At 65.7% G+C, this 23,932-nt stretch carries 26 protein-coding genes; 9 read left to right on the forward strand and 17 right to left on the reverse strand.

Annotated features, from left to right (window positions below; translation table 11 throughout):
- The first annotated feature begins 41 nt into the window (after positions 1-41).
- Complete coding sequence (locus ABIG06_RS13150) at positions 42-302, forward strand: hypothetical protein (protein ID WP_370136965.1); 261 nt, start codon at positions 42-44, stop codon at positions 300-302.
- Positions 303-306: 4 nt separating this feature from the next.
- Here ABIG06_RS13150 and ABIG06_RS13155 read toward each other — a convergent pair whose 3' ends face one another.
- Positions 307-606, reverse strand: a complete 300-nt coding sequence (locus tag ABIG06_RS13155) for a DUF1330 domain-containing protein (RefSeq protein WP_370136966.1) — start codon at positions 604-606, stop codon at positions 307-309.
- A 177-nt stretch (positions 607-783) separates the two neighbouring features.
- On the opposite strand from ABIG06_RS13155, the gene ABIG06_RS13160 reads away from it, so the two are divergent.
- Positions 784-1,350 (forward strand): hypothetical protein, encoded by a 567-nt coding sequence (locus ABIG06_RS13160; RefSeq protein WP_370136968.1) that lies wholly within the window; start codon positions 784-786, stop codon positions 1,348-1,350.
- A gap of 101 nt (positions 1,351-1,451) precedes the next feature.
- Positions 1,452-2,413 (forward strand): IS630 family transposase gene (locus ABIG06_RS13165; protein WP_370134972.1). Its coding sequence is split into 2 segments (ribosomal slippage): positions 1,452-1,788 and positions 1,788-2,413, totalling 963 coding nucleotides; the frame shifts between segments, so codons are not numbered across the junction.
- A gap of 105 nt (positions 2,414-2,518) precedes the next feature.
- Here ABIG06_RS13165 and ABIG06_RS13170 read toward each other — a convergent pair.
- From ABIG06_RS13170 to ffh, 7 genes are all read right to left on the reverse strand, one after another.
- A complete protein-coding gene (locus ABIG06_RS13170) occupies positions 2,519-2,728 on the reverse strand; it encodes a hypothetical protein (RefSeq protein ID WP_124163768.1) in 210 nt (69 codons plus the stop codon).
- A gap of 91 nt (positions 2,729-2,819) precedes the next feature.
- Positions 2,820-4,226 (reverse strand): 3-isopropylmalate dehydratase large subunit, encoded by a 1,407-nt coding sequence (gene leuC / locus ABIG06_RS13175; protein ID WP_370136969.1) that lies wholly within the window; start codon positions 4,224-4,226, stop codon positions 2,820-2,822.
- A 325-nt stretch (positions 4,227-4,551) separates the two neighbouring features.
- A complete protein-coding gene (gene rplS, locus ABIG06_RS13180) occupies positions 4,552-4,932 on the reverse strand; it encodes a 50S ribosomal protein L19 (protein ID WP_011083318.1) in 381 nt (126 codons plus the stop codon).
- 110 nt (positions 4,933-5,042) lie between these two features.
- Positions 5,043-5,798 (reverse strand): tRNA (guanosine(37)-N1)-methyltransferase TrmD, encoded by a 756-nt coding sequence (trmD, locus tag ABIG06_RS13185; RefSeq protein ID WP_370136971.1) that lies wholly within the window; start codon positions 5,796-5,798, stop codon positions 5,043-5,045.
- A 34-nt stretch (positions 5,799-5,832) separates the two neighbouring features.
- On the reverse strand, positions 5,833-6,393 hold the full coding sequence (gene rimM / locus ABIG06_RS13190; protein ID WP_370136973.1) for a ribosome maturation factor RimM: 561 nt from the start codon (positions 6,391-6,393) through the stop codon (positions 5,833-5,835).
- A gap of 9 nt (positions 6,394-6,402) precedes the next feature.
- The gene (gene rpsP / locus ABIG06_RS13195) at positions 6,403-6,735 is read right to left on the reverse strand and encodes a 30S ribosomal protein S16 (RefSeq protein ID WP_035702960.1); all 333 of its coding nucleotides are present in this window, start codon (positions 6,733-6,735) and stop codon (positions 6,403-6,405) included.
- 86 nt (positions 6,736-6,821) lie between these two features.
- A complete protein-coding gene (ffh, locus tag ABIG06_RS13200) occupies positions 6,822-8,369 on the reverse strand; it encodes a signal recognition particle protein (protein ID WP_370136975.1) in 1,548 nt (515 codons plus the stop codon).
- Positions 8,370-8,726: 357 nt separating this feature from the next.
- Here ffh and ABIG06_RS13205 point away from each other — a divergent pair, with 357 nt between their 5' ends.
- Positions 8,727-9,707 carry an MBL fold metallo-hydrolase gene (locus tag ABIG06_RS13205; protein ID WP_370136977.1) on the forward strand — a complete coding sequence of 327 codons (981 nt, stop codon included), beginning with the start codon at positions 8,727-8,729 and terminating at the stop codon, positions 9,705-9,707.
- 156 nt (positions 9,708-9,863) lie between these two features.
- Here ABIG06_RS13205 and ABIG06_RS13210 read toward each other — a convergent pair whose 3' ends face one another.
- The gene (locus ABIG06_RS13210; RefSeq protein WP_199752436.1) at positions 9,864-10,568 is read right to left on the reverse strand and encodes an SIMPL domain-containing protein; all 705 of its coding nucleotides are present in this window, start codon (positions 10,566-10,568) and stop codon (positions 9,864-9,866) included.
- 5 nt (positions 10,569-10,573) lie between these two features.
- A complete protein-coding gene (locus tag ABIG06_RS13215) occupies positions 10,574-11,305 on the reverse strand; it encodes a GyrI-like domain-containing protein (protein WP_370136978.1) in 732 nt (243 codons plus the stop codon).
- Between the two features lie 246 nt (positions 11,306-11,551).
- On the opposite strand from ABIG06_RS13215, the gene dapF reads away from it, so the two are divergent.
- Positions 11,552-12,427: a diaminopimelate epimerase gene (dapF, locus tag ABIG06_RS13220; protein ID WP_370136980.1), complete on the forward strand. Its 876-nt coding sequence runs from the start codon at positions 11,552-11,554 to the stop codon at positions 12,425-12,427.
- On the forward strand, positions 12,427-13,680 hold the full coding sequence (mtaB, locus tag ABIG06_RS13225; RefSeq protein ID WP_370136982.1) for a tRNA (N(6)-L-threonylcarbamoyladenosine(37)-C(2))-methylthiotransferase MtaB: 1,254 nt from the start codon (positions 12,427-12,429) through the stop codon (positions 13,678-13,680). The genes dapF and mtaB overlap by 1 nt, the downstream gene beginning before the upstream one ends.
- Positions 13,681-13,781: 101 nt before the next feature.
- Here the strand turns inward: mtaB and ABIG06_RS13230 are convergent, their stop codons facing one another.
- Both ABIG06_RS13230 and ABIG06_RS13235 read right to left on the reverse strand, forming a co-directional pair.
- A complete protein-coding gene (locus tag ABIG06_RS13230) occupies positions 13,782-14,891 on the reverse strand; it encodes a DUF2336 domain-containing protein (RefSeq protein WP_370136984.1) in 1,110 nt (369 codons plus the stop codon).
- Positions 14,892-15,132: 241 nt separating this feature from the next.
- Positions 15,133-15,834 (reverse strand): RluA family pseudouridine synthase, encoded by a 702-nt coding sequence (locus ABIG06_RS13235; RefSeq protein ID WP_199752349.1) that lies wholly within the window; start codon positions 15,832-15,834, stop codon positions 15,133-15,135.
- 58 nt (positions 15,835-15,892) lie between these two features.
- Here ABIG06_RS13235 and ftsY point away from each other — a divergent pair, with 58 nt between their 5' ends.
- Together ftsY and ABIG06_RS13245 are read left to right on the forward strand one after the other, a co-directional pair.
- Positions 15,893-16,837 (forward strand): signal recognition particle-docking protein FtsY, encoded by a 945-nt coding sequence (gene ftsY / locus ABIG06_RS13240; RefSeq protein WP_124163522.1) that lies wholly within the window; start codon positions 15,893-15,895, stop codon positions 16,835-16,837.
- A 120-nt stretch (positions 16,838-16,957) separates the two neighbouring features.
- Complete coding sequence (locus tag ABIG06_RS13245; RefSeq protein ID WP_370136986.1) at positions 16,958-17,560, forward strand: septation protein A; 603 nt, start codon at positions 16,958-16,960, stop codon at positions 17,558-17,560.
- 141 nt (positions 17,561-17,701) lie between these two features.
- On the opposite strand, the gene ABIG06_RS13250 is transcribed toward ABIG06_RS13245, so the two are convergent.
- The 5 genes from ABIG06_RS13250 to ccmA form a co-directional block, all read right to left on the reverse strand.
- On the reverse strand, positions 17,702-18,295 hold the full coding sequence (locus tag ABIG06_RS13250) for a DsbE family thiol:disulfide interchange protein (protein WP_424578296.1): 594 nt from the start codon (positions 18,293-18,295) through the stop codon (positions 17,702-17,704).
- Positions 18,292-18,477: a heme exporter protein CcmD gene (gene ccmD / locus ABIG06_RS13255; protein ID WP_370136989.1), complete on the reverse strand. Its 186-nt coding sequence runs from the start codon at positions 18,475-18,477 to the stop codon at positions 18,292-18,294. Before ccmD ends, ABIG06_RS13250 begins: the two co-directional genes overlap by 4 nt.
- Positions 18,474-19,265, reverse strand: coding sequence for a heme ABC transporter permease (locus ABIG06_RS13260; protein WP_370136990.1), 792 nt, complete (start codon positions 19,263-19,265; stop codon positions 18,474-18,476). The genes ccmD and ABIG06_RS13260 overlap by 4 nt, the downstream gene beginning before the upstream one ends.
- A 91-nt stretch (positions 19,266-19,356) precedes the next feature.
- Entirely contained in the window at positions 19,357-20,025 is a 669-nt protein-coding gene (gene ccmB / locus ABIG06_RS13265) for a heme exporter protein CcmB (protein ID WP_028133288.1), read from the reverse strand.
- Positions 20,026-20,305: 280 nt separating this feature from the next.
- Positions 20,306-20,908, reverse strand: a complete 603-nt coding sequence (gene ccmA / locus ABIG06_RS13270) for a heme ABC exporter ATP-binding protein CcmA (RefSeq protein WP_370136992.1) — start codon at positions 20,906-20,908, stop codon at positions 20,306-20,308.
- Between the two features lie 241 nt (positions 20,909-21,149).
- Here ccmA and acnA point away from each other — a divergent pair, with 241 nt between their 5' ends.
- The gene (acnA, locus tag ABIG06_RS13275) at positions 21,150-23,870 is read left to right on the forward strand and encodes an aconitate hydratase AcnA (RefSeq protein ID WP_124163528.1); all 2,721 of its coding nucleotides are present in this window, start codon (positions 21,150-21,152) and stop codon (positions 23,868-23,870) included.
- Positions 23,871-23,932 lie beyond the last annotated feature (62 nt).

Below are 23,932 nucleotides of genomic sequence, written 5' to 3' on the forward strand. Positions count from 1 at the left end.
TTCAACACGAGCGCGCAGCGCGGAAGCCTCACGGGGTCATCATGGCGAGATGGGTTATATGCGCCGTTGCCGTCGCGCTTGCTGCGGGCCTGCCCCGCGCTTCCGCGGCGCACAGGGCGACGAAGCCGGAGGCCTCGGCGGGAATCGCGGTTTTCGATGCACGACGGCCGGCGCGCACGCATGACATCGTGCGGCCTGCCGTACGCCGTGATCCGCGCTACTACGCGCGGCCCGTCTACTACCGTCCCTATCCCTATGGCGTGCCCGCGCCCTTCGTGTTCGGCTACGGGCCGTTCTGGTGAACCGCTAGCCCGCGGGCGCAAATCCCTTGACCAGCAGCACGGTCGCCTTTGCGCCGGCCTTGCGATCACGCGAGATGTCCTCGTACTCCGGCGAGTTCGAGAAGGCGAGGAACGAGGCCTCGTCGGGAAACGACATCATGACGAGCTTGTCATGCGGCCATGCGCCTTCGAGCACGCGCGGATGTTCGTCGGCGGCGAGCAGCCGTCCGTTGTACTTCCTGAACACGTCGAAGAACCGCGCCTGATAGCGGTCATAGGCCGCGCGGTCGGTCATCTTCAATTGCGCAATGGCGTAGACAGTCATCTGCAAAATTCCTCCCGTCGCGGCACTGCGTCGCATCGCGGAGCGCAGTGTCGTTCATTCATGGCGCGTTCACCTCGCTCTCCTCAGTTTACCCGAGGGTGCGACCGTTATTGAACAGCAATGGCGCGGCCGAGACGTCGCGCCGCAGCTCTGCTGTCCAGATTCAGGGAGGATTCCATGCTGAGAATATTCGGCCTCGGGACGAGCCCGATGCGCCTGCTCGGACTTGCGGCCGCCGCGACGCTGATGCTGTCGGCCGGCACCGCGCGTCGCGCTGATGCGCTCACCTTGATCAATCCGGCGACGTCACCCGCAACGAAGGCCGCGGCCGGCGATCTCGTCACGCAGATTCGCCACGGCGGCGGGCATGGTGGACATGGCTTTCACGGCGGAGGTTTCCGCGGAGGCGGCTTCCATGGCGGCGGGCGACATATCGGCGGTTTCCACGGCGGTGGATTTCGTGGTGGCCATATCGGCGGCTTCCGTGCCGCGCCGGCCTTTCATCACCGTCATGTCGGAGCCTATCGCTACGGCGGCTTTCGGCATGGCGGATATGGCTACCACCGTCACTGGGGCCATCATCGCCCGCACTACGGTTATCGTCACTTCCACCGGCGCTATTATGTTGGCGGGTACTATCCCTATTACCACTACCCGCGCCGCTGCCGGATCGTCTGGACTTACTACGGCCCGCGCCGCGTCTGCCACTGGCCGCGCTGGCAGTATCCGTATCGGTATTGGTGACGTGAGCTAGAGCGGTAGCCTACCTGACTGAATCGTTTGGGATTCCCAAATCAGCGGTTTAATGATTCAAACTGTCTGCCGGGGACTGGAGGCCGGCGGGCATGGCGAAACCGTTGTCGATGGATCTTCGTGAACGCGTTCTCGGCTGTATTGAAGGGGGCGTTTCAGGCCGGCAGGCTGCCGAGCGATTTGGCGTCAGTCCGGCGAGCGTAAGCCGCTGGCGAACGCGTGAGCGCAAGCAAGGCGATGCCCTGCCGAGGGCTCAAGGGGGCGATCGCAAGTCTCACCGCATTGATGCCCATCAGGCGACGATCATGGCTCTGCTCGAGGCTTCGCCCGATATTACCATCGAGGAATTGCGGCATAGCTTGAGCAAACAAGGCCTATCCTTCGGCTATGGCACGATCCGCCGCTTCTTCGCGCGTCACAAGATCACGCGCAAAAAAAGACTGCCCATGCCGCAGAGCAGGACCGTCCGGATGTCTTGAAGGGGCGCGAGGCTTGGCGCGAGCGTCAGGACAAGCTCGACCGGGATCGCCTCGTCTTCATTGACGAGACCTGGGCATCGACCAACATGGCGCGGACACATGGCCGCTGCCGGCGCGGCGAACGCCTGCGCGCCGCCATTCCGCACGGCCATTGGAAAACGACAACCTGCGTAGCTGCTCTCACCACGCACGGCATCATCGCTCCCTGGGTGCTCGACGGTCCCATCAACCGCGACGCCTTTGAGACCTATGTCGAAAAAGTGCTCGTCCCCGAGCTGCCCGAGCACGCCATCGTCATCATGGACAATCTGTCCAGCCACAAAGGGCCACGCATACGCGAGATGATCGAGGCGGCCGGCGCCACGCTCCTCTATCTCCCGCCGTACAGCCCCGACCTCAATCCCATCGAGAACGCCTTCGCCAAGCTCAAGGCGCACTTGCGAAAGGCCGCCGAACGTACCGTCGGCGGCCTTTGGGACGCGATCGGGCGCATCGTCGACACCTACACGCCCACTGAATCCAAAAACTACTTCGCCGCCGCCGGCTATTTGCAACCTGATCGGCTAACGCTCTAGAGTCGTCATTCCGGGATGGCGCGCAAGCGCCAGATCTCAGGTGCGCAATTGCGCACCGCAATTCGCCCTTCGGGCGCTCCGGAATGACGGCGGATAATGGCGCTCTCAGAGCCAGTCCTTCAGCTTCCATGACGCTGACTTCCACCGCATCAAATTCTCGACCTTCCACTGCTTGAACATCGCAGGTGGCCAGCGGCTGAGCTTCGAGGTCTCCTCGACCTCAGGCTTGGCGACGATGCGCAGCGGCGCTGCGCGCCGCCGGTGCTGGCGCGTGGCCTCGCTGATCAGATCGACATATTCCGGCTTGTTGGCCATGAGGCGTGTCCTCGCGAACGGTCGCGAGGACACTGTCGTCGCCGCCGATTAAGGGCGGTTTGCCGCGATCGCTACAATTGCAGGAACTGGCTTACCGCCAGTCCCTGACATCGACGAAGTGACCGGCAATCGCCGCCGCCGCCGCCATCGCAGGCGACACCAGATGCGTGCGGCCCTTGAAACCCTGGCGGCCCTCGAAGTTGCGGTTCGAGGTCGAGGCGCAGCGCTCTTCCGGCTTCAGCTTGTCCGGATTCATGGCAAGGCACATCGAGCAGCCCGGCTCGCGCCATTCGAAGCCGGCCTTGATGAAGATCTTGTCCAGACCCTCGGCTTCCGCCTGCTCCTTCACGATGCCCGAACCCGGCACGACCATGGCGTTGACGTTCGCCGAAACGGTCTTGCCTTCGGCGATCTTCGCTGCCGCGCGCAAATCCTCGATGCGACCGTTGGTGCAGGAGCCGATGAAGACGCGGTCGAGCTTGATGTCTGTGATCTTCGTCCCGGCGGTCAGGCCCATATATTTCAGCGCGCGATGCTTGGAGATGCGCTTGGCCTCGTCCGCGATCTTGTCGGGATCGGGCACGATGCCGGTGACCGAGATCACGTCTTCGGGAGAAGTGCCCCAGGTCACGATCGGCGGGAGCTTTGCCGCATCGAGGCGCAGCTCGTGGTCGAAATGCGCGCCCTCGTCGGAGCGCAGCGTCTCCCAATAGCGCATCGCAGCATCCCAGGCCGCGCCCTTCGGCGCCTTCGGCCGGTCGCGCAGGAAGTCGTAGGCCTTCTGGTCGGGCGCGACCAGGCCGGCGCGCGCGCCGCCTTCGATCGACATGTTGCAGACCGTCATGCGGCCTTCCATCGAGAGCGCGCGGATCGCCTCGCCGGCATATTCCAGCACGTAGCCGGTGCCGCCTGCGGTGCCGATCTCGCCGATGATGGCGAGGATGATGTCCTTGCCGGTCACGCCGTCCGGCAATTTGCCGTCGACGGTGACCCGCATGTTCTTCGCCTTCTTCTGGATCAGCGTCTGCGTCGCCAGCACGTGCTCGACCTCGGAGGTGCCGATGCCGTGCGCGAGCGCGCCGAACGCGCCATGCGTCGAGGTGTGGCTGTCACCGCAGACGATGGTGGTGCCGGGCAGCGTAAAACCCTGCTCGGGGCCGATGACGTGGACGATGCCCTGGCGCCTGTCGAACTCGTTGTAATATTCGACGCCGAATTCCTTGGCGTTCTCGGCCAGCGCCTTGATCTGCTCGATGCTCTCGGGGTCGGGATTCGGCTTGGTGCGGTCGGTGGTCGGCACGTTGTGGTCGACGACGGCGAGCGTCTTCTCGGGCGCGTGGACCTTGCGTCCCGTGGCGCGCAGGCCTTCGAACGCCTGCGGCGAGGTCACCTCGTGCACCAGGTGACGGTCGATGTAGAGCAGGCAGGTGCCGTCCTCGGCTTCGTGCACAAGATGGTCGTTCCAGATCTTGTCGTACAATGTGGTCGGCTTGGACATGAGCTTAAGCTCCGGAGAATGTGTATCAGCGATGAGCGCGGATGGCGCGCGGGCAACAAAATCGTCGGCGCAGCTTTTAGGCTGCGCGCGTAAGCTCTGACGTTGCCGAGGTCGCGAAGCGTCCGAAGAACCGGCCAGGCAGCCGCGAGCGATCGTCGATGACGATGCGCTTGACGGGCGAGGGTCTGGTCAGATCTGGAAACATTCTAGAGATATATAGCAGGCCGAATTGGAAGCGCGAGAGCTTTGACGCGCACGGCTGACGCAACAAAAAAGCGCGGAGCCGAGCCCCGCGCTTTTGAAAACTTGCCTGGTGGGGCGAAGCTTACTCGCCGACGGCGGCCTGGCGGTCCTGCTTCTCGACGATGCGGGCTGACTTGCCGCGGAGATTGCGGAGGTAATAGAGCTTGGCGCGACGCACCTTGCCGCGGCGCACCACCTTGATCGAGTCGATCATCGGCGACATCACCGGGAACACGCGCTCGACGCCCTCGCCATAGGAGATCTTACGGACGGTGAAGCTCTCGTTGAGGCCGCCGCCCGAACGGCCGATGCACACGCCCTCATAGGCCTGCACGCGGGTGCGGTCGCCTTCGACGACCTTCACGTTGACGATCACGGTGTCACCGGGGCCGAATTCCGGGATGTCCTTGCCGGCGGACAGCTTGTCGAATTGCTCTTGCTCGAGCTGCTTGATCAGGTTCATGGGTAAATCTCCATCGGCGCGCCCAGCCTTTTCAAACGGGGGCTGCGCGAAATTCGTCTATCCAGCCATTGCGGATGTGGCCGCTCCTATAAGGCAAGCCGGAGCGTTTGTCACCCGTCTGTCTTGCTTTTTGGCGTTTTTTGGCGCCCGGCCCGATTCGGGACGGGGGTCGGCACTTGCGCCCACAAATCCGGCCGCCGGGCCGCCGTCAGAGCCTCCGATTGCGCCCGCCGCCAGCCTGCAACCTTGGCATGGTCGCCCGAGGTCAGGATTTCCGGGATCGGGACCCCCTCGAACAGCTGCGGGCGGGTGTATTGGGGGTATTCGAGCAGCCCGTCCGAAAAGCTTTCTTCGGTTCCCGAGGCCTCCTTGCCCATCACCCCCGGCAGGAGCCGGACACAGGCGTCGATCAGGGCCAAGGCCGCGATTTCACCCCCGGACAGGACGTAGTCGCCGATCGAGATCTCCTCGAGGCCCCGTCCGTCGATCACCCGCTGGTCCACCCCCTCGAATCGCCCGCAGACGATCAGGGGGCCGGGGCCCTTGGCGAGTTCGACGACACGGGCCTGAGTCAGTGGCCGACCCCGCGGGCTCATGAGCAGGCGGGGTCGCTCAGGGCCGCTCGCGGCCGCGTCGATGGCGGCAGCCAGAACGTCCGCGCGCAGCACCATGCCCGGGCCGCCGCCGGCCGGGGTGTCGTCGACGCTGCGGTGGCGGTCGGTGGCGGAGGCGCGGATGTCGCGCGCCTCGAGCTGCCAGAGCCCGGAGGCCAGCGCGCGTCCGGCCAGGCTCACGCCGAGCGGCCCCGGAAACATCTCCGGAAACAGCGTCAGCACGGTCGCGCGCCAGGGTGAGGGGTTGGTCATTGCAGTCAGCTTAGCCAAAAACCACAGCCTGTGGTTATGGATCCCCGCTTTCGCGGGGGCGACCTGGCGAGAATGCCTCGTCGTCGCTCTCCTCGCCCTCGATCTCCTGCGGCAGCGCGATCACCACGCGCCCGCTGGCGAGATCGACCTCCGGCACCACCGCGTTGGAGAACGGCAGCAGCAGCGTCGGGCCCTCGGGCGGCGCGATCTCGATGATGTCGCCGGCGCCGAAGTTCTGGACGGCCACGACGCGGCCGAGCGCGTCGCCGTCGGTGGTGACGGCGGCGAGCCCGATCAGGTCGGTGTGGTAATATTCGTCCGCGTCGGTCGCGGGCAGCTTGTCCCGCGCGACATAGAGCTCGATGCCATTGAGGCGCTCGGCGTCATCGCGGGTCGTGACGCCCTTGAACGTCGCGACCAGATGATCTTTCGCCTCGCGCGCCGTTGCGACCTCGAACTGACGCTTGCCGTCCTTGGACAGCAGCGGGCCGTAGCGCCTGATGGCAAAGGGATCTTCGGTGAAGGTCCACAATTTGACCGCACCGCGCACACCATGCGCGGCGCCGATCCGCGCGACGCAGACCAGCGCCGACATGATCCAGCCTTACGCCTTCGCGGCGGCTTCGGCCTGCGCCTTGCGCTCCTTGCGCGGCACGGCCTTCTGCGGGTTGTTGCGCGCTTCGCGCTTCTTGACGCCGGCAGCGTCGAGGAAACGCGCCACGCGGTCCGACGGCTGCGCGCCCTTGGCGACCCAGGCCTTCACCTTCTCCATGTCGAGCTTGAGGCGCGCCTCGTTGTCCTTCGGCAGCAGCGGATTGAAGTAGCCGAGCCGCTCGATGAAGCGGCCATCGCGCGGAAAGCGCGAGTCGGCGACGACGACGTGATAGACGGGACGCTTCTTGGTGCCTGCGCGGGCGAGGCGGATAACGACGGACATTCAGTTCTCCTTCAAAGTACGTTTTTGTTCGGTTGATTGGTATTTTCGCGCCGCGCGGGCCAGTTACGGCCCTCGCGACGAATTCCTCATTTCTTCTTGCCTGGGAAGCCGCCGAGACCCGGCAGTGTCGGCTTGCCGCTCAGCCCGGTCAGTCCCGGAAGGTTCGGCAGGCCCTGGCGAAGCCCGGCCGGCAGATCCTTCGGCAGGTTGGGCAGACCTTGTCCGCCGCCACTCTGCATCTTTTCCTGCAGCGCCTTCATTTCTTCGGGCGAGGGCATCTTCATGCCGCCGCCAAAGCCCATAGCCTGGGCGATGCCGGCGAGCGGGCCGCGCTTGCCCGAGCCCATGGCCTTCATCACGTCGGCCATGTTCCGGTGCATCTTGAGCAGCTTGTTGACGTGCTCGACGCTCTGGCCGCTGCCTGCGGCGATGCGCTTCTTGCGGCTCGCTTTCAAGAGATCCGGATGCCGGCGCTCCTCGCGCGTCATGGAATCGATGATCGCGACCTGGCGCTTCAGGATCTTGTCGTCGATGCCGGCCGCTGCGATCTGGCTCTTCATCTTGGAGATGCCGGGCATCATGCCCATCAGCCCGCTGATGCCGCCCATGCTGGACATCTGCAGCAGCTGCTCGCGCATGTCGTTGAGGTCGAACTGGCCCTTGCGCATGCGCTCGGCGGTGCGCGCGGCCTTCTCGGCGTCGATGTTGGCGGCGGCGCGCTCGACCAGCGACACCACGTCGCCCATGCCGAGGATGCGCCCGGCGATACGGTCGGGATGGAAATCCTCCAGCGCGTCGGTCTTTTCACCGGTGCCGATCAGCTTGATCGGCTTGCCGGTGACCGCGCGCATCGACAGCGCAGCGCCGCCGCGGCCGTCGCCGTCGACGCGGGTCAGCACGATGCCGGTGAGGCCGACGCGCTCATCGAACGAGCGCGCCAGATTTACGGCGTCCTGGCCGGTGAGGCTGTCCGCGACCAGCAGCACTTCATGCGGGTTCGCCGCGGCTTTGATCGCGGCCGCCTCGGCCATCATCTCTTCGTCGAGCGTGGTGCGGCCGGCGGTGTCGAGCAGCACGACGTCGTAGCCGCCGAGCTTGCCGGCTTCCAGCGCGCGCTTGGCGATCTGCGGCGGCTGCTGGCCGGCGACGATTGGCAGGGTCGGAATGTCGAGATCGCGGCCGAGCACGGCCAGCTGCTCCATCGCCGCCGGGCGATAGACGTCGAGCGAGGCCATCAGCACCTTGCGCTTGTCGCGCTGGACCAGGCGGCGGGCGAGCTTTGCGGTGGTGGTGGTCTTGCCGGAGCCTTGCAGGCCGACCATCATGATCGGCACCGGCGGCACGGAATTGACGTCGATGGTCTGGCCTTCGGCGCCGAGCGTATTGATCAACTCGTCATGGACGATCTTGACCACCATCTGGCCCGGCGTGACCGACTTGACGACGGTGGCGCCGATCGCCTGCTCCCGGACGCGTTCGGTGAAGCTGCGCACCACCTCGAGCGCGACGTCGGCCTCCAGCAGCGCGCGGCGCACCTCGCGCATCGCGGCGTCGACGTCCTTTTCGGTCAGCGCACCGCGCCCCGTCAGACGATCGAGAATGCCGCCAAGCCGTTCCGACAGATTGTCGAACAATGCCGTTGTCCTTTGTCCTGCTCGCCAAAAAGCGATCTTCCAAACACCTTTGCGCCCGAGGGCGCACAGCGCTGTCGGGCGTTGACCTCTGGCCTCCAGGGCCAGTCGGCGGGTCGAAAAGAAAGCCTTTCCGAGAAAGTGGCGGGGTTAAACGCCGCTCCCGCCCAAAAGTCAAGGAAAGTTAGGGTGCCGGGGCGCCCTCGATAAGGCCATGGGTTCCTTTTCTGCCAGCCCGGCCCATATAGCCGGTAATGTCTTGCCGCCCGACTATCCCCTACGAGCCTGCCGGTCACCCGACTTTTGGGGCCGCTCGCCGGCGCCGGTGCCCTGGTCGGCGTCCTCGCGCTGGATCTCCGCATGAAAACCTATGACGGCCCCGCCTCCGACCATTTCAACGGCCGGCACTTCTTCGACCCCGACGGCGCGTCGCCGAAATCGCTTCGCGAGGTGCTGCGCTGGCAGTTCGGCGGCAAGCGGCAGCGCGCGAAATGGCCGGAGTGGGCGCCGAGCCCGCATGCCGACATTCCGCCGGAGCGCATCGAGGGCGACAAAGTGCGGCTCTCCTTCGTCGGCCACGCCAGCTGGCTGATCCAGGCCGGCGGTCTCAACATCCTGGTCGATCCGGTCTGGTCGATGCGGGTCTCGCCCGTCGCCTGGGCCGGACCGAAGCGGCACAACGATCCCGGCATCGCCTTCGAGAAGCTGCCGAATATCGATGTCGTGCTGGTCTCGCACGGGCACTACGATCATCTGGACATCGCGACGCTGTCGCGGCTCACCAAGAATTTCGCTCCGCGCGTGGTCACTCCGCTCGGCAACGACATGACGATGCGCAGCCGCGATTCCACGATCAAGGTCGAGGCCTTCGACTGGCACGACCGCGTCGAGCTTGGCGGCGGCATCGCCGTGCATCTGGTGCCAACGAGGCACTGGACGGCGCGCGGCATGTTCGATCGCAACAAGGCGCTGTGGGCGAGCTTCGTGCTGGAGACGCCGGCCGGCAAGATCTACGTCGTCTGCGATTCCGGCTATGGCGACGGCAGGCATTTCCGCCGCGTCGCCGATAAGCACGGGCCGTTGCGCCTCGCGATCCTCCCGATCGGCGCCTACGAGCCGCGCTGGTTCATGCGCGACCAGCACATGAACCCGGAAGATGCCGTGAAGGCGCTGCTCGATTGCGGCGCGCAGGAAGCGCTCGGGCATCATCACGGCACGTTCCAGTTGACCGATGAAGCGATCGACGCGCCGGCGAAAGCCTTGGTGGAAGCGCTCGATGCCGCGAAGATTCCGCAGGAGCGGTTCGTGGCGATGAAGCCTGGACAGGTGGTGGAGATTTAGCTCTCCACACGCACAGCTCGTGCCCGGGACGCAGCGCAGCACGTCAGTGATGCGCTGCTGAGCCGGGGCCCATGTCGCTGCATTGTATCGTGTTGCTGCTGGGTCCCGGCTCTGCGCAGCGTCACTGCGTGGCGCAGCGCGTCCGGGACACGAGACCTACTGTCCCGGCTTGATCGCCCAGCTCACATTCACCGTCACCGACAGCGTCTCCTCGCCGGGTGCCACCGCGGCCTGCGGTGCTGCAGCCATGGGCGCCGCCATGCGGCCCTTGAACAGCGGCACCGGGCCGCCTCCCTCGGTGACGCTGAGCGGCGCGCCCAGCGTCACGCCGGTGGCCCTGGCATAGACCTCCGCCTTGCGTCGCGCATCGGCGATCGCCTGCTCGCGGGCATCGTCGAGCAGCTTCGACGCCTGCGTCACCTCGAAGGAGATGTTGCCGATATCGTTGGCGCCGGCGTTGACCAGCGTGTCGATGACGCCGGCAACCTTGGTCACGTCGCGAATCTTCACGGTGACGCGGTTGCTCGCGCGGAATCCGACCACGGGCGAGGCGCCGGTGGATTTGTTCTGGCCGTATTGCGGCTGCAGCGACAAGCGCGATGTCTGGTAGTCCTTCTCGGCGATCCCTGCGCCCTTCAGCGCCAGCAGCACCTTGCCCATCGCGGCGTTGTTGGCGTCAGCAGCTTCCTTCGCCGTCTTGGCATCGTTGGCGACGCCGGCATCGATCTGCGCGAGATCGGGGGCTGCGGAAATCGTGGCTTCGCCGCTCACCGAAATGGCGGACGGAAAATCATCGGCGCGCGCGGGCGCCGTCAGCAGTGCGGTGGCGAAAACGGCGGCGAGCAGGGCAGGCTTTTTCATGGGTCTCACTTCAGCGGCACGAAAACATTGATCACGAGCTTGTCCTCGGCCGTCTTCAGGGGATCGGTGAGGTACTCCTCGATGAAGGTGTCCTTGGCTTCCAGCTTCTTGTCGTCGAGGTGATTGGTGATCGCCTCATAGGTGTTGTCCATGTTGTCGTAGGAGCCGCGATGGACGAATTTCAGGGCTTTGCCCTCCGGCGATTTGCCGATGCTCATGTCCTTGGACAAGTTCTTCGGATCCTGGTCGACCGGGATCTCGGCAAGGAAGGTGAAGCCGGTGTCGTCGGTCGAGGTGTAGACGATCATCGCATTGCCGGCCGGCTTGATGCCCTGCTTGTCCAGCAGCGTGTTCAAGGCCTTGAAGGCGTCGATCAGCGTGTCGAAGGCGGACTCCCAATTCGCGGTGCCCTTGACCATGACGACCTTCCTGGCCTCGAGCGTGGTCTCGAGGCCGAACGGATCGGCGGTCTGCACCGGGGCGGGCGTCGCAGCGGCCGCCGGGGGTGGGGCCGTCGGGGCGGGGGACGGTGAAGCGCTGGCCGCCGGCGCCGGGCTTGCCGCCGGGGCTGGCGAAGCGCTTGCGGCTGGGGCAGGTGCTGCCGACGGCGGCGGCGCGGGGCTTGCCGACGCGGCCGGTGCCGGGCTGGATGTCTGTGCCGGAGCCCCGGACAGGCCGATCGACATGGCCGCTGCCGGGATCAGCGCGGCCAGAGCGAGACGACGAAAACTGGTCATTCTATTCTCCCCAAGGCCTGGATTCGCCAAGCCCAAATTCATCAAGGCCTTACCCACCAAGGCCTCAACCTGGCCGCGCGTCCCGGTTCGCGCGAACCGCGCCGTTCTAACACGCGACCGCCGAATTCGTCCCATGACAGATGCGTCATGGCAGGCACCTTGGCCTATGTCCCGGTCCGCGGCCGCAAATCACTGGCCAAGCCGGCAAGGATTGCCATATAAGGCGGGCGAAATTCGGGAATTTTCATGAGCGCGCTGGCCAACCACGCATTTGCCAAGATGAACGGCATCGGCAACGAGATCGTCGTTGTCGACATGCGCGATTCCGCGGGCCGGGTGACGCCGGACGATGCACGGGCGGTGGCGTCTGCGCAAGGCGGCATCGCCTATGACCAGCTCATGGTGCTGCAGAAGCCGCGGCTGGACGGCACCGAGGCCTTCATCCGCATCTACAATCATGACGGCTCGGAGGCCGGGGCCTGTGGCAACGGCATGCGCTGCGTCGTGCGCCGCATCTTCGAGAAGACCGGGCAGACCACCGCGACCTTCGAGACGGCCGCCGGCCTGCTCAATGCCTGGCAGGGTCCAGCGGCCGACCTCTACACCGTGGATATGGGCGTACCAAAATTCGGCTGGCAGGACATCCCACTGGCGGAAGAGTTTCGCGACACCCGCTACATCGAGTTGCAGATCGGGCCGATCGACAATCCGATCCTGCATTCGCCCTCCGTGGTGAGCATGGGCAATCCGCATGCGGTGTTCTGGGTCGAGGACGTCAACGCCTATGATCTCGGCCGCTTCGGTCCACTCTTGGAAAACCATCCGATCTTTCCGGAACGCGCCAACATCACGCTCGCCCATGTCGTCGATCGCGAGCACATCACGATCCGCACCTGGGAACGCGGTGCGGGCCTGACCAGGGCCTGCGGGTCGGCGGCCTGCGCGACGGCGGTCGCGGCGGCGCGGCTGAAGCGCGCGGAGCGCAAGGTCGAGATCACGCTGCCCGGCGGCAAGCTCGGCATCGAATGGCGCGAGCGCGACGATCACGTGCTGATGACCGGCACGGCGACCTTCGAATATGAGGGCACCTTCGATCCGGCGCTGTTTGCGCCGGCCACGTGATGGGCGTCGAGGTCGTCACCTTCGGCTGCCGCCTCAATGCGTTCGAGGCCGAGGTGATCCGCAGCAAAGCCGAGGACGCTGGCCTTTCCGACACCATCGTCATCAACAGCTGCGCCGTCACCAACGAGGCGGTGGCGCAGGCGCGCCAGTCGATCCGCAAATTGAAGCGCGACCGGCCCGGTGCGCGCATCGTCGTCACCGGCTGTGCCGCGCAGACGCAAGCTGCGATGTTCGCCGACATGGCCGAGGTCGACCGTGTCGTCGGCAATGACGACAAGATACGCGGTGAAGCGTGGCGCGAGACGCACGCGGCATTCGACGTCGGCGCCAGCGAGAAGATCGCCGTCAGCGACATCATGACGGTGAAGGAGATGGCGCCGCATCTCGTCGACGGCTATGCGAGCGGCCTGCCGCGGGTGTTCGTGCAGGTGCAGAACGGCTGCGATCATCGCTGCACCTTCTGCATCATCCCGTTTGGCCGCGGCAATTCGCGCTCGGTGCCGATGGGCGCGGTGGTCGGGCAGGTGCGCGCGCTGGTCGAACGTGGCCATGCCGAGATCGTGCTGACCGGCGTCGACCTCACCAGCTACGGCACCGACCTGCCGGGCGCGCCGAAGCTCGGCATGCTGACCAGGCAGATCTTGCGGCACGTGCCGGAGTTGAAGCGCCTGCGCATCTCCTCGATCGATACGATCGAGGCGGATGACGATCTGCTCGATGCCATCGCCGGCGATTCGCGGCTGATGCCGCATCTGCATCTGTCGCTGCAATCAGGCGACGACATGGTCCTGAAGCGCATGAAGCGGCGGCATTCGCGCAATGACGCGATCGCGTTCTGCGACCGGGTCCGCCGCCTGCGCCCGGACGTCGCCTTCGGCGCCGACATCATCGCAGGCTTTCCGACCGAGACGGAGGAGATGTTCTCGCATTCGCTCGACCTCGTCGAGGAGTGCGGCCTGACCTTCCTCCACGTCTTTCCCTATTCGCCGCGTCCCGGCACGCCGGCCGCGCGAATGCCGCAGGTTGCGGGATCGGTCATCAAGGAACGCGCGAAGCGGTTGCGTGCGGCCGGTGAAGCCGCACTGCGGAAGCGGCTGCAGGCCGAGGTCGGCGCAACGCGCAATGTGCTGATCGAGAGCGAGGGGCAGGGCCGCACGGAGCATTATCTGCCGGTGGCGATTGCAGGCGAGCGGGTGGGCAGCGTGGTGCGGCTGACGATTGCCGGCAGCGATGGCGAGCGGCTGACTGTATAGTTGGTCTGCGGAGTTGTGCCGCGCTCTATCGTCAATGTCGTCCCTGCGCACGCAGGGACGATACCGAGGGTTTGGATACGCGGTGACTGGAACGCGCGCTCCTACGACGCCCGCACCTGCCAGAACCGCAGCGTGCGCCGCGCGTCCTCCGTCGTCATTCTCGCAAAATGATCCTGCGCCCTGGCGAGATCGGCCGGCTTCATCGCACCCGTCGCGAAGCGGCTTTCGAGCACGGCGGCCGTCGTCTCCCAGCTGAGCTGCGCGGCCTTGCAGGGCACCAGCAGACCGTCCTCGCGCAAGCTCTGCATCAGTGGGCGAATCACGTCGACCGTCGACCCGGACAAAGCCGCAAGGCTCGCCACGGTCTCCTCATAGCGCCGCTGTCTGGCGAAGCCGGACAGCGCCGCCTCATCAAGCTGGCCGGTCGCCTTGAGACCGGCGATGGCGCGCTTGGCGCCTTCGAAATCACGGACACCGGACATTTCGCGCTCGACGCCGACCGTGACGGCTGCGATCGCGCTCTGGATTTCCTCGAACAGATGCGGCGGCGCGCGCGACAACAGGCGGGTGCGCACGGCATCCGTCGCCGAGCGCAGCAATTGGTAGCGCAGATCCGATGGCAGATCGATGCGAACGCCGACGCTCACCGCGAGCTCCGGATCGCTCTCGGCCTGTCCGACGATGATGGCAAATCCGCCTCCGGAGAGGCGCGCGCCGGGATTGGCGGCGAGCCGCCGGCTGACCCTCGGATAGCGGCGCGCCAGCAGCGCGTCGGTGACGATCTCCTTCAGCCACCAGCGTCCGGCGACCGCGAGCAGATGCGGCTCGTCCTTGCTGGAGACGATCTTCACCAGCTCACCGTCATCGAGCCGCGCGGATTCCTGCAGCACGGGACCGGCGATCCGGATTTCGTCATTGTTGGCGAGGCGGCGGATCACGGACGGCGGCGCCTGCGCGATCGGCGCGAGCTGTGCGCTGATCTCGGCGAGTGCGACGCGTGCGCCCATGTCGGCGATGGCGCGCAGCTCGATCGTGCCGATCAGGCGCTCGAGCACGTCGTCGAACAGGGCGATCTGCTCGTCGTCAAAGCTGCCGGCGGAAGACAGGAACAGGTCGGTGACGCGCCGGGCCGTCTCCAGCCCCTTTTCCGGCGAGCCTGCCAGAATCGCGGATTCGACCTCCTCGATGATCGATTGCTGGGCCTTCGACATCACGCGCTGCTCGTCCCGAGCGGTTAACGGAAGCTTATTCTAAGCAACCGCTATCATTAGAGAGGAGCGCTGAAGGTTTGGTAAACCATGCACCGGCGAGAACAGGTCGACCGCTGCCACGGATGCGATAATCCCCAAGCGGAGAAAGCCCCCACCCGGCGCTCGGCGCCGACCTCTCCCCCAAGCGGGAGAGGTGAGAGAGCTCGTGGCGCGATTTGTGTAACCCAAACCCGGCTGGCACCTATGCCCCATTCCACCCGCAAGCCCTGAGCTTTTCGTGCATATGCGGCGGGGCCGGCGCCACGACGCGGACCGGCTCCTTGTTCCGGGAGATCGGCACCACGATCTCGCGGGAATGCAGGTGCAGGCGCGGCTCGCCGAAGCGCGGGCCGTTGCCGTAAATGTTATCGCCGAAGATCGGCCAGCCGGTCGCGGCCGAGTGTACCCGCAATTGATGGGTCCGGCCGGTGACGGGTTCCATGGCGAGCCAGGTCACGCCTTCGCCCCGGCCCATCACCTTCCAATTGGTGACGGCCTTCTGCCCCTCAGGGTCCGGCTTCTGCCACCAGCCGCGCTCGGCATTGAGCCGGCCGAGCGGCATGTCGATCGTGCCTTCGTCCTCAGTGGGCCCGCCCTCGACCACGGTCCAGTAGGTCTTGCCGATCTTGCCGTGCTTGAACAGCAGGCCCAGCGATGCGGTCGCCTTGCGATGGCGTCCGAGCACGAGGCAGCCGGAGGTGTCCTTGTCGAGCCGGTGGGCCAGCACCGGCGGCCGCGGCAGGCCGAAGCGGAGCGCGTCGAACGAGGCTTCCAGGTTCGCGCCGCCCTTGGGGCCGCGATGCACCGGCAGGCCGGCCGGCTTGTCGATGACCAGCATCAGCCCGTCGCGATGGAGCACGCGCGACAAAATCTCCTCAGCGGTCAATTCGGGAACATCGAGCAAGGATAACGACTTTCGGTCAAGACTTTCGTTTACAGGCCGGAACGGCTAACACGCCACCATGAACGATACCACCTCCGACACCCCCAAACTGAGCTGGTGGCGCCGCCTGTCCAACGGGCTGAAGCGCACGTCGTCCTCGCTCGGGACCGCGGTCGCCGACCTCGTCATCAAGCGCAAGCTCGACCGCGCCATGCTCGACGACATCGAGGACGTGCTCTTGCGCGCCGATCTCGGCACCTCGGTCGCGGTCCGGATCGCGGACGCGGTCGGCGCCGGGCGCTATGACAAGGCGATCTCGGCCGACGAAGTGAAGGACGTCGTCGCGACAGAGGTCGAGAAGGTGCTGGCGCCGGTGGCGAAGCCACTCGAGATCGACACGGCCAGGAAGCCGTTCGTCATTCTCGTCGTCGGCGTCAACGGCTCGGGCAAGACCACCACGATCGGAAAGCTCTCGCAGAAATTCGCGTCCGAGGGCCGCAAGGTGATGCTGGCCGCCGGCGACACGTTTCGCGCAGCGGCGATCGAGCAGCTCAAGGTCTGGGGTGAGCGGACGAAGACGCCCGTCATATCAGGTGCGCAGGGCTCGGATTCGGCAAGCCTCGCCTTCAGCGCGCTGACGGCGGCGAAGGAGCAGAACATCGACGTGCTCCTGATCGACACCGCCGGCCGCCTTCAAAACAAGGCCGAGCTGATGAACGAGCTCGAAAAGGTCGTGCGCGTCATCCGCAAGGTGGACGCCACCGCGCCGCATGCGGTCCTGCTGGTGCTGGACGCCACCGTCGGCCAGAACGCGCTGTCGCAGGTCGAGGCCTTCCATCGCACCGCAGGCGTCACCGGCCTTGTGATGACCAAGCTCGACGGCACCGCGCGCGGCGGCATCCTGGTGGCGCTCGCGGAGAAATTCAAACTGCCGGTGCATTTCATCGGCGTCGGCGAAGGCGTCGACGATCTCGCGCCGTTCACCGCGCGCGACTTCGCCCGCGCGATCGCCGGAATCGAATAGCGTCATCCTTCGAGACGCCGCTTGCGCGGCTCCTCGGGATGAGGTCGTGCCACACATGAGGTCCTCATCCTGAGGAGACCGCGAAGCGGTCGTCTAAGGATGGGAGAGACGGAAGAGAGAATGGACAAGACCCAGCCGCATCCACTGTTCAAGCTCGCGACCGAGCTCGGTCCGCTGCTCGTGTTCTTCTTCGTGAATGCGAAGTTCAATCTGTTCGCCGCGACCGGAGCCTTCATGGTCGCGATCGTTGCAGCGATGGTCGCCTCCTATGTGGTGACGCGCCACATCCCGATCATGGCGATCGTGACCGGCGTGGTCGTGCTGGTGTTCGGCACGCTGACCCTGGTGCTGCACGACGAGACCTTCATCAAGGTCAAGCCGACCATCATCTACGGCCTGTTCGCCGCGATCCTCGGCGGCGGCCTGCTGTTCGGCCGGTCCTTCATCGCCGTGATGTTCGACCAGGTGTTCAATCTGACGCCGCAGGGCTGGCGGATCCTCACGCTGCGCTGGGCGCTGTTCTTCGCCGGCATGGCGGTGCTGAACGAGATCGTCTGGCGCACCCAGAGCACGGACTTCTGGGTGAACTTCAAGGTGTTCGGCGTGACGCCCATCACGATGATCTTCGCCATCGCCCAGATGCCGCTGACCAAGCGCTACCACCTCGCGCCGGTATCGCTGGAGACCAGCGAGGCGGAGGCGGGGGATGTGAGCAAGGGGTGACGGTCTCGTGTCCCGGACGCGCGAAGCGCGAGCCGGGACCCAGGCTCGCCCCAGCAGCGCAGTCGTGGTGGCATGGGCCCCGGCTCTGCAGCGCACCGTTCGAAGAAGCGCTGCGCTGCGTCCGGGGGCACGAGCGCGGCGTCAGCTTCCTGCCTTCAACGCCTTCTCCATCTGCGGCATCAACACCGTCCGCAGATTATCCGGCGTGATCGGCCCCACCAGCTTGTAGACGATGGTGCCCTCGCGCCCGACGACGAAGGTTTCCGGCACGCCATAGACGCCCCATTCGATCGAGGCGCGGCCGTTCGCGTCGACGCCGACGCGGCCGAACGGATTGCCGTAGCGGCCGAGGAAGCGGCGCGCGTTGTCGGAGGCATCCTTGTAGTTGATGCCGACCAGCTGGAAGCGCTTGTCCTTGGCGAGCTCGGTCAGGAGCGGCGCCTCGTCATGGCACGGCACGCACCAGGACGCCCAGACATTGACGAGGCTGACCTTGCCCTTGAACGCGGCGGGATCGAGCCCCGGCACCTGGCTGCCGTTGTCCTGCAATCCCTCCAGCGGCGGCAGCGCCGTCTGCGGCGCCGGCCGACCGATCAGCGCCGAGGGAATCCGGGAAGGATCGCCGCTGCCGAGCCGGAACCAGAACAGCAGCGCAAGTCCGATGAAGGCGATCAGCGGCAGCACCATCAGGAAGGTGCGGCGCTGCGGGGGAGCGGAGGTGGACTGGTCGCTCATCGCTGCTCCGTCGCGCTGCGGCCCGAGCGGCGGGTGATGCCGCGCTCCTCAAGCTCGCGCAGGCGCTGCGTCTGGCTGCGATAGTCGAGCATGACCCAGCCGATGAGGATTGCGACCACGAGGGCGGCAGCCGCATACGACATCACGATGAAGGACGCGTAGGGACCAAGCGACATCGTCATGCGGCCCCCACTTCTTTTGACGCGTTTTCTTGACGCGAGCCGGCGGCCACGTCGCTCGAGAACGCTATGCGGCTCGCCTGCATCATCTGCAGCGAGCGGACGCGGCGGCGCAGGATTTCGTTGCGCATCGCAGCCAGGTGCAGCGTGACGAACAGCAGCGTGAATCCGATCGCCATCACAAGCAGCGGAATCAGGAACGACTTGTCGAGGGCCGAGCCGCCCATGCGCATCACCGAGGCCGGCTGGTGCAGCGTGTTCCACCAGTCGACCGAGAACTTGATGATCGGCAGGTTGATGGCGCCGACCAGGGTCAGCACCGCCGCGGCGCGCGCCGCGCGCGAGGGATCGTCCACCGCGCGCCACAGCGCCATCAGGCCGAGATACATCAGGAACAGAATCAGCACCGAGGTCAGCCGCGCATCCCATTCCCAATAGGTGCCCCACATCGGCCGGCCCCATAGCGAGCCCGTGAGCAGCGCGAGGAAGGTGAAACTGGCGCCGATCGGAGCTGCCGCTTTGGCGGCGACGTCGGCCAGCGGATGCCGCCACACCAGCGTGCCCAATGATGCGATGCTCATCACGCCCCAGACGAACATCGACAGCCAGGCATTGGGTACGTGGATGAACATGATCTTCACGGTCGCGCCCTGCTGATAGTCGTCGGGCGCGAGCGCAGCTTGATAGAGACCGATCGTGAGCAGGATGATTGTCGCGGCCGCCAGCCACGGCAACACCCGCGCTGTCAGCGCGAGGAACCGCGTGGGGTTGGCGAGGTCGATCAGCGTCATGGTATCCTGATAATCACCGGGGGCCGCTCAGGCAATCAGCACGAAAGCCCGTCGCGAAAGTTGATCGGGGTCAAGATCCGTCGAGCCCATCTCAGTCGAGGCCATGCCGCAGGCTTGCTGCGGCCGCGAACGGGCCGATCACGAGGCTAACCAGCGACAGCGCGCAGAGAATCGAAAACGGCGCGCCGAAGGTCATCGGCCCGACGATCACCGCCTGCGAGGCCGCAACCCCGAAAATCAGCACTGGAATCGACAGCGGCAGCACCAGCACGGCCATCAACAGCCCGCCGCGATGCAGCGTCACCGCAAGCGCCGCGCCGATCATGCCGGTGAAGGTCAGCGCCGGCGTGCCCGCCAGCAGCGTCAGCGCCACCGCGCCGGTTGCAACCATGTCGAGGTTGAGCAGCAGGCCGAGCACGGGGGTTGCGACAATCAGCGGCAGGCCGGCGGCCAGCCAATGCGCCAGCGCCTTGGCGGCACAGGCGAGTTCCAGCGGCGTCCGGCTCATCGTGATCAGGTCGAGCGAGCCGTCCTCGTGGTCGGCCATGAACAGCCGGTCCAGGGTGAGCAGGCTCGCCAAGAGCGCGCCGAGCCACAGGATCGCCGGCCCGAGCCGCGATAGCAGCGCCAGGTCCGGCCCGACCGCGAACGGCATCAGCACCACCACGGTCAGGAAGAACAGCACCCCGATCAGCGCCCCGCCGCCGACGCGCAGCGCGATCCTGATGTCCCGGCGGATGAGGGCGGCAAGGGCGGTCATGGGGTGGCCCTTTGGCCAGTGAAGTCGTCTTGTGAGCCCAGCTCCCGCCTTCGGCAAACTGCGCTCCCTCCCCCCTTGTGGGGGAGGGCGGGGGAGAGGGGTACCCCCGGGCGAGGTGCTTGCTCGGGGCTATCTTCCAGCAACAGAACGCCCACTTTTCCAACGCAAGAATCGAGAGAGCGCGTCGTGTGGCACCCCCCTCCCTGACCCTCCCCCACAACGGGGGAGGGAACGGAGAGAGCGGAGCTTGGGCATTCGGAAAGCTGAGGGTGCATCGAAATCACGCCACACCCCCGATCCGCAGCTCCCGCGCTTCGATCCCGAGCGGGGCGTGGGTCGCCGCGATGATCATGCCACCGCCAGCGAGATGATCGCGCATCAGGCCGCCGAACATGTCCTGGCCGGCCACATCAAGCGCGTTGGTCGGCTCGTCCAGCAGCCAGACCGGCCGGCGGACCGTCAGCAGCCGGGCCAGCGAGAGCCGGCGGCGCTGGCCGGCCGACAGGAATCCGGCAGGCAGATGGGTGGCGTGGTCGAGGCCGACAGTGGCGAGGGTCGCGGCGGCGTCGCCGCGCTCGCCGCCCAGGAAAGCGGCCCAGAACGCCAGGTTTTCGGCCACGGTAAGGGCCGGCTTCAGGGCATCGCGATGGCCGAGATAGTGGCACTGCTCCGGCACCGTCAGCTCGGCATCGCCCCCGTCCAGCGCGATCGTTCCGCCGGCGGGAACGAGCAGGCCCGCGATCAGCCGCAGCAGCGAGGTCTTGCCCGATCCGTTGCGACCCATCACCGCGACGGCTTCGCCCGAGGCGGCCGTGAAACCGAGGCCGGCGAACACCTCGCGTCCGCCCCGCACGCATCTGAGCTCGTGACCGGAAAGCCGCATCTCGCCTCGTTTCAACCCGCTCAAAGCCAGGCCTCAGGAAATCTTGGGGTAGCGCATGGGAATTTTTGGCTCGCGGATTGCTGCGGCACGATTGTGGCTGTGGCGGCGCCGTTAGAAAGCTTCTATAAGCCCGGAACTACTCGATGCAGCAACTCAACCTGCCCCTGCAAGCGGCCCAGCCTGATACGCTGACGGTGTTAAAATACCCTGCCGGGTATAGCTAACAATTGGGATCTCCTACATGACCTCGCTCGACAGCTTCAAATGCAAAAAGACCCTCAAGGTCGGCGCCAAGACCTATGTGTATTACAGCCTGCCCACGGCCGAGAAGAATGGTCTGAAGGGAATTTCGAAACTTCCCTATTCGATGAAGGTCCTGCTCGAGAACCTGCTGCGCAACGAGGACGGCCGCTCGGTCAAGAAGGAGGACATCGTCGCGGTATCGAAATGGCTGCGCAAGAAGTCGCTGGAGCATGAGATCGCCTTCCGCCCCGCGCGGGTCCTGATGCAGGACTTCACCGGCGTGCCCGCGGTGGTCGACCTCGCCGCGATGCGCAACGCGATGCAGAAGCTCGGCGGCGACGCAGAGAAGATCAATCCGCTGGTTCCGGTCGATCTGGTCATCGACCACTCCGTGATCGTGAACTTCTTCGGCGACAACAAGGCCTTCGGCAAGAACGTCACCGAGGAATACAAGCAGAACCAGGAGCGCTACGAGTTCCTGAAATGGGGCCAGAAGGCGTTCTCGAACTTCTCCGTCGTGCCGCCCGGCACCGGCATCTGCCACCAGGTCAACCTCGAATATCTGGCTCAGACGGTCTGGACCAAGAAGGAGAAGATGACGGTCGGAAGGAAGACCGGCACCTTCGAGGTCGCCTATCCCGACTCGCTCGTCGGCACTGATTCGCACACCACCATGGTCAACGGTCTCGCCGTGCTCGGCTGGGGCGTCGGCGGCATCGAGGCGGAAGCCTGCATGCTCGGCCAGCCGCTGTCGATGCTGCTGCCCAACGTCGTCGGCTTCAAGCTGAAGGGTTCGCTGAAGGAAGGCGTCACCGCGACCGACCTCGTGCTGACCGTGACGCAGATGCTGCGCAAGCTCGGCGTGGTCGGCAAGTTCGTCGAGTTCTTTGGCCCGGGCCTTGACCACCTCTCGGTCGCCGACAAGGCCACCATCGCCAACATGGCGCCCGAATATGGCGCGACCTGCGGCTTCTTCCCGGTCGATGCCGCCGCGCTCGACTATCTCAAGACCTCCGGCCGCTCTTCCGCGCGCGTTGCGCTGGTCCAGGCCTATGCCAAGGCCCAGGGCCTGTTCCGCACCGCCAAGTCGCCGGATCCGGTGTTCACGGAAACGCTGACGCTCGACCTCGGCGACGTCGTGCCGTCATTGGCCGGCCCGAAGCGGCCCGAAGGCCGCATCGCGCTGCCCACCGTCGCGGACGGCTTCTCGCTCGCGCTCGCCAGCGAGTACAAGAAGGCCGAGGAGCCGGCGAAGCGCTTCGCCGTCGAAGGCAAGAACTTCGATCTCGGTCACGGCGACGTCGTGATCGCCGCGATCACCTCCTGCACCAACACCTCGAACCCGAGCGTCTTGATCGGTGCCGGCCTGCTCGCGCGTAACGCCGCTGCGAAGGGCCTCAAGGCCAAGCCGTGGGTGAAGACCTCGCTCGCTCCCGGCAGCCAGGTGGTCGCGGAATATCTCGCCAATTCCGGTCTCCAGCCCTATCTCGACAAGGTCGGCTTCAACCTGGTCGGCTTCGGCTGCACCACCTGCATCGGCAATTCCGGTCCGCTGCCGGAGGAGATCTCGAAGTCGATCAACGACAACGGCATCGTCGCGGCCGCCGTGCTCTCAGGCAACCGCAACTTCGAAGGCCGCGTCTCGCCGGACGTGCAGGCGAACTATCTGGCTTCGCCGCCGCTGGTCGTCGCCTATGCGCTCGCCGGCAGCGTCACCAAGAACCTCGCCACCGAGCCGCTCGGCGAAGGCAAGGACGGCAAGCCGGTGTATCTGAAGGACATCTGGCCGACGACGAAGGAAATCAACGCCTTCATGAAGAAGTTCGTGACCGCGTCGATCTTCAAGAAGAAGTATGCCGACGTGTTCAAGGGCGACACCAACTGGCGCAAGATCAAGACGGTCGAGAGCGAGACCTATCGCTGGAACATGTCTTCGACCTATGTGCAGAACCCGCCCTATTTCGAAGGCATGCAGAAGGAGCCGGAGCCGGTCACCGACATCGTCGAGGCGCGCATCCTCGCCATGTTCGGCGACAAGATCACCACCGACCATATCTCGCCGGCCGGCTCGATCAAGCTCACCTCGCCCGCTGGCAAATATCTCAGCGAGCACCAGGTGCGTCCGGCCGACTTCAATCAGTACGGCACGCGCCGCGGCAACCATGAAGTGATGATGCGCGGCACCTTCGCCAACATCCGCATCAAGAACTTCATGCTGAAGGGCGCCGACGGCAACATTCCGGAAGGCGGCCTCACCAAGCACTGGCCCGACGGCGAGCAGATGTCGATCTACGACGCCGCGATGAAGTACCAGGAAGAGAAGGTGCCGCTGGTGGTATTTGCCGGCGCCGAATACGGCAACGGCTCCTCGCGCGACTGGGCCGCGAAGGGCACGCGCCTGCTCGGCGTGCGCGCCGTGATCTGCCAGAGCTTCGAGCGCATCCACCGTTCCAACCTGGTCGGCATGGGCGTGCTGCCGCTGACTTTCGAGGAAGGCACCTCCTGGTCGTCTCTGGGCCTGAAGGGCGACGAGAAGGTGACGCTGCGCGGCCTCGTCGGCGACCTCAAGCCGCGCCAGAAGCTGACCGCGGAGATCGTCTCCGGCGACGGTTCGCTGCAGCGCGTTTCGCTGCTCTGCCGCATCGATACGCTGGACGAGCTCGACTACTACCGCAACGGCGGCATCCTGCATTACGTGCTGCGCAAGCTCGCGGCGTAAGCGCGGATTTGTGAACGATGGCTCACTGCGAAGTGAGTAGAAGCCTAAACGAAGGCGGCCTA

Source organism: Bradyrhizobium sp. USDA 326 (assembly GCF_049739485.1).
Classification (GTDB): Bacteria; Pseudomonadota; Alphaproteobacteria; order Rhizobiales; family Xanthobacteraceae; genus Bradyrhizobium.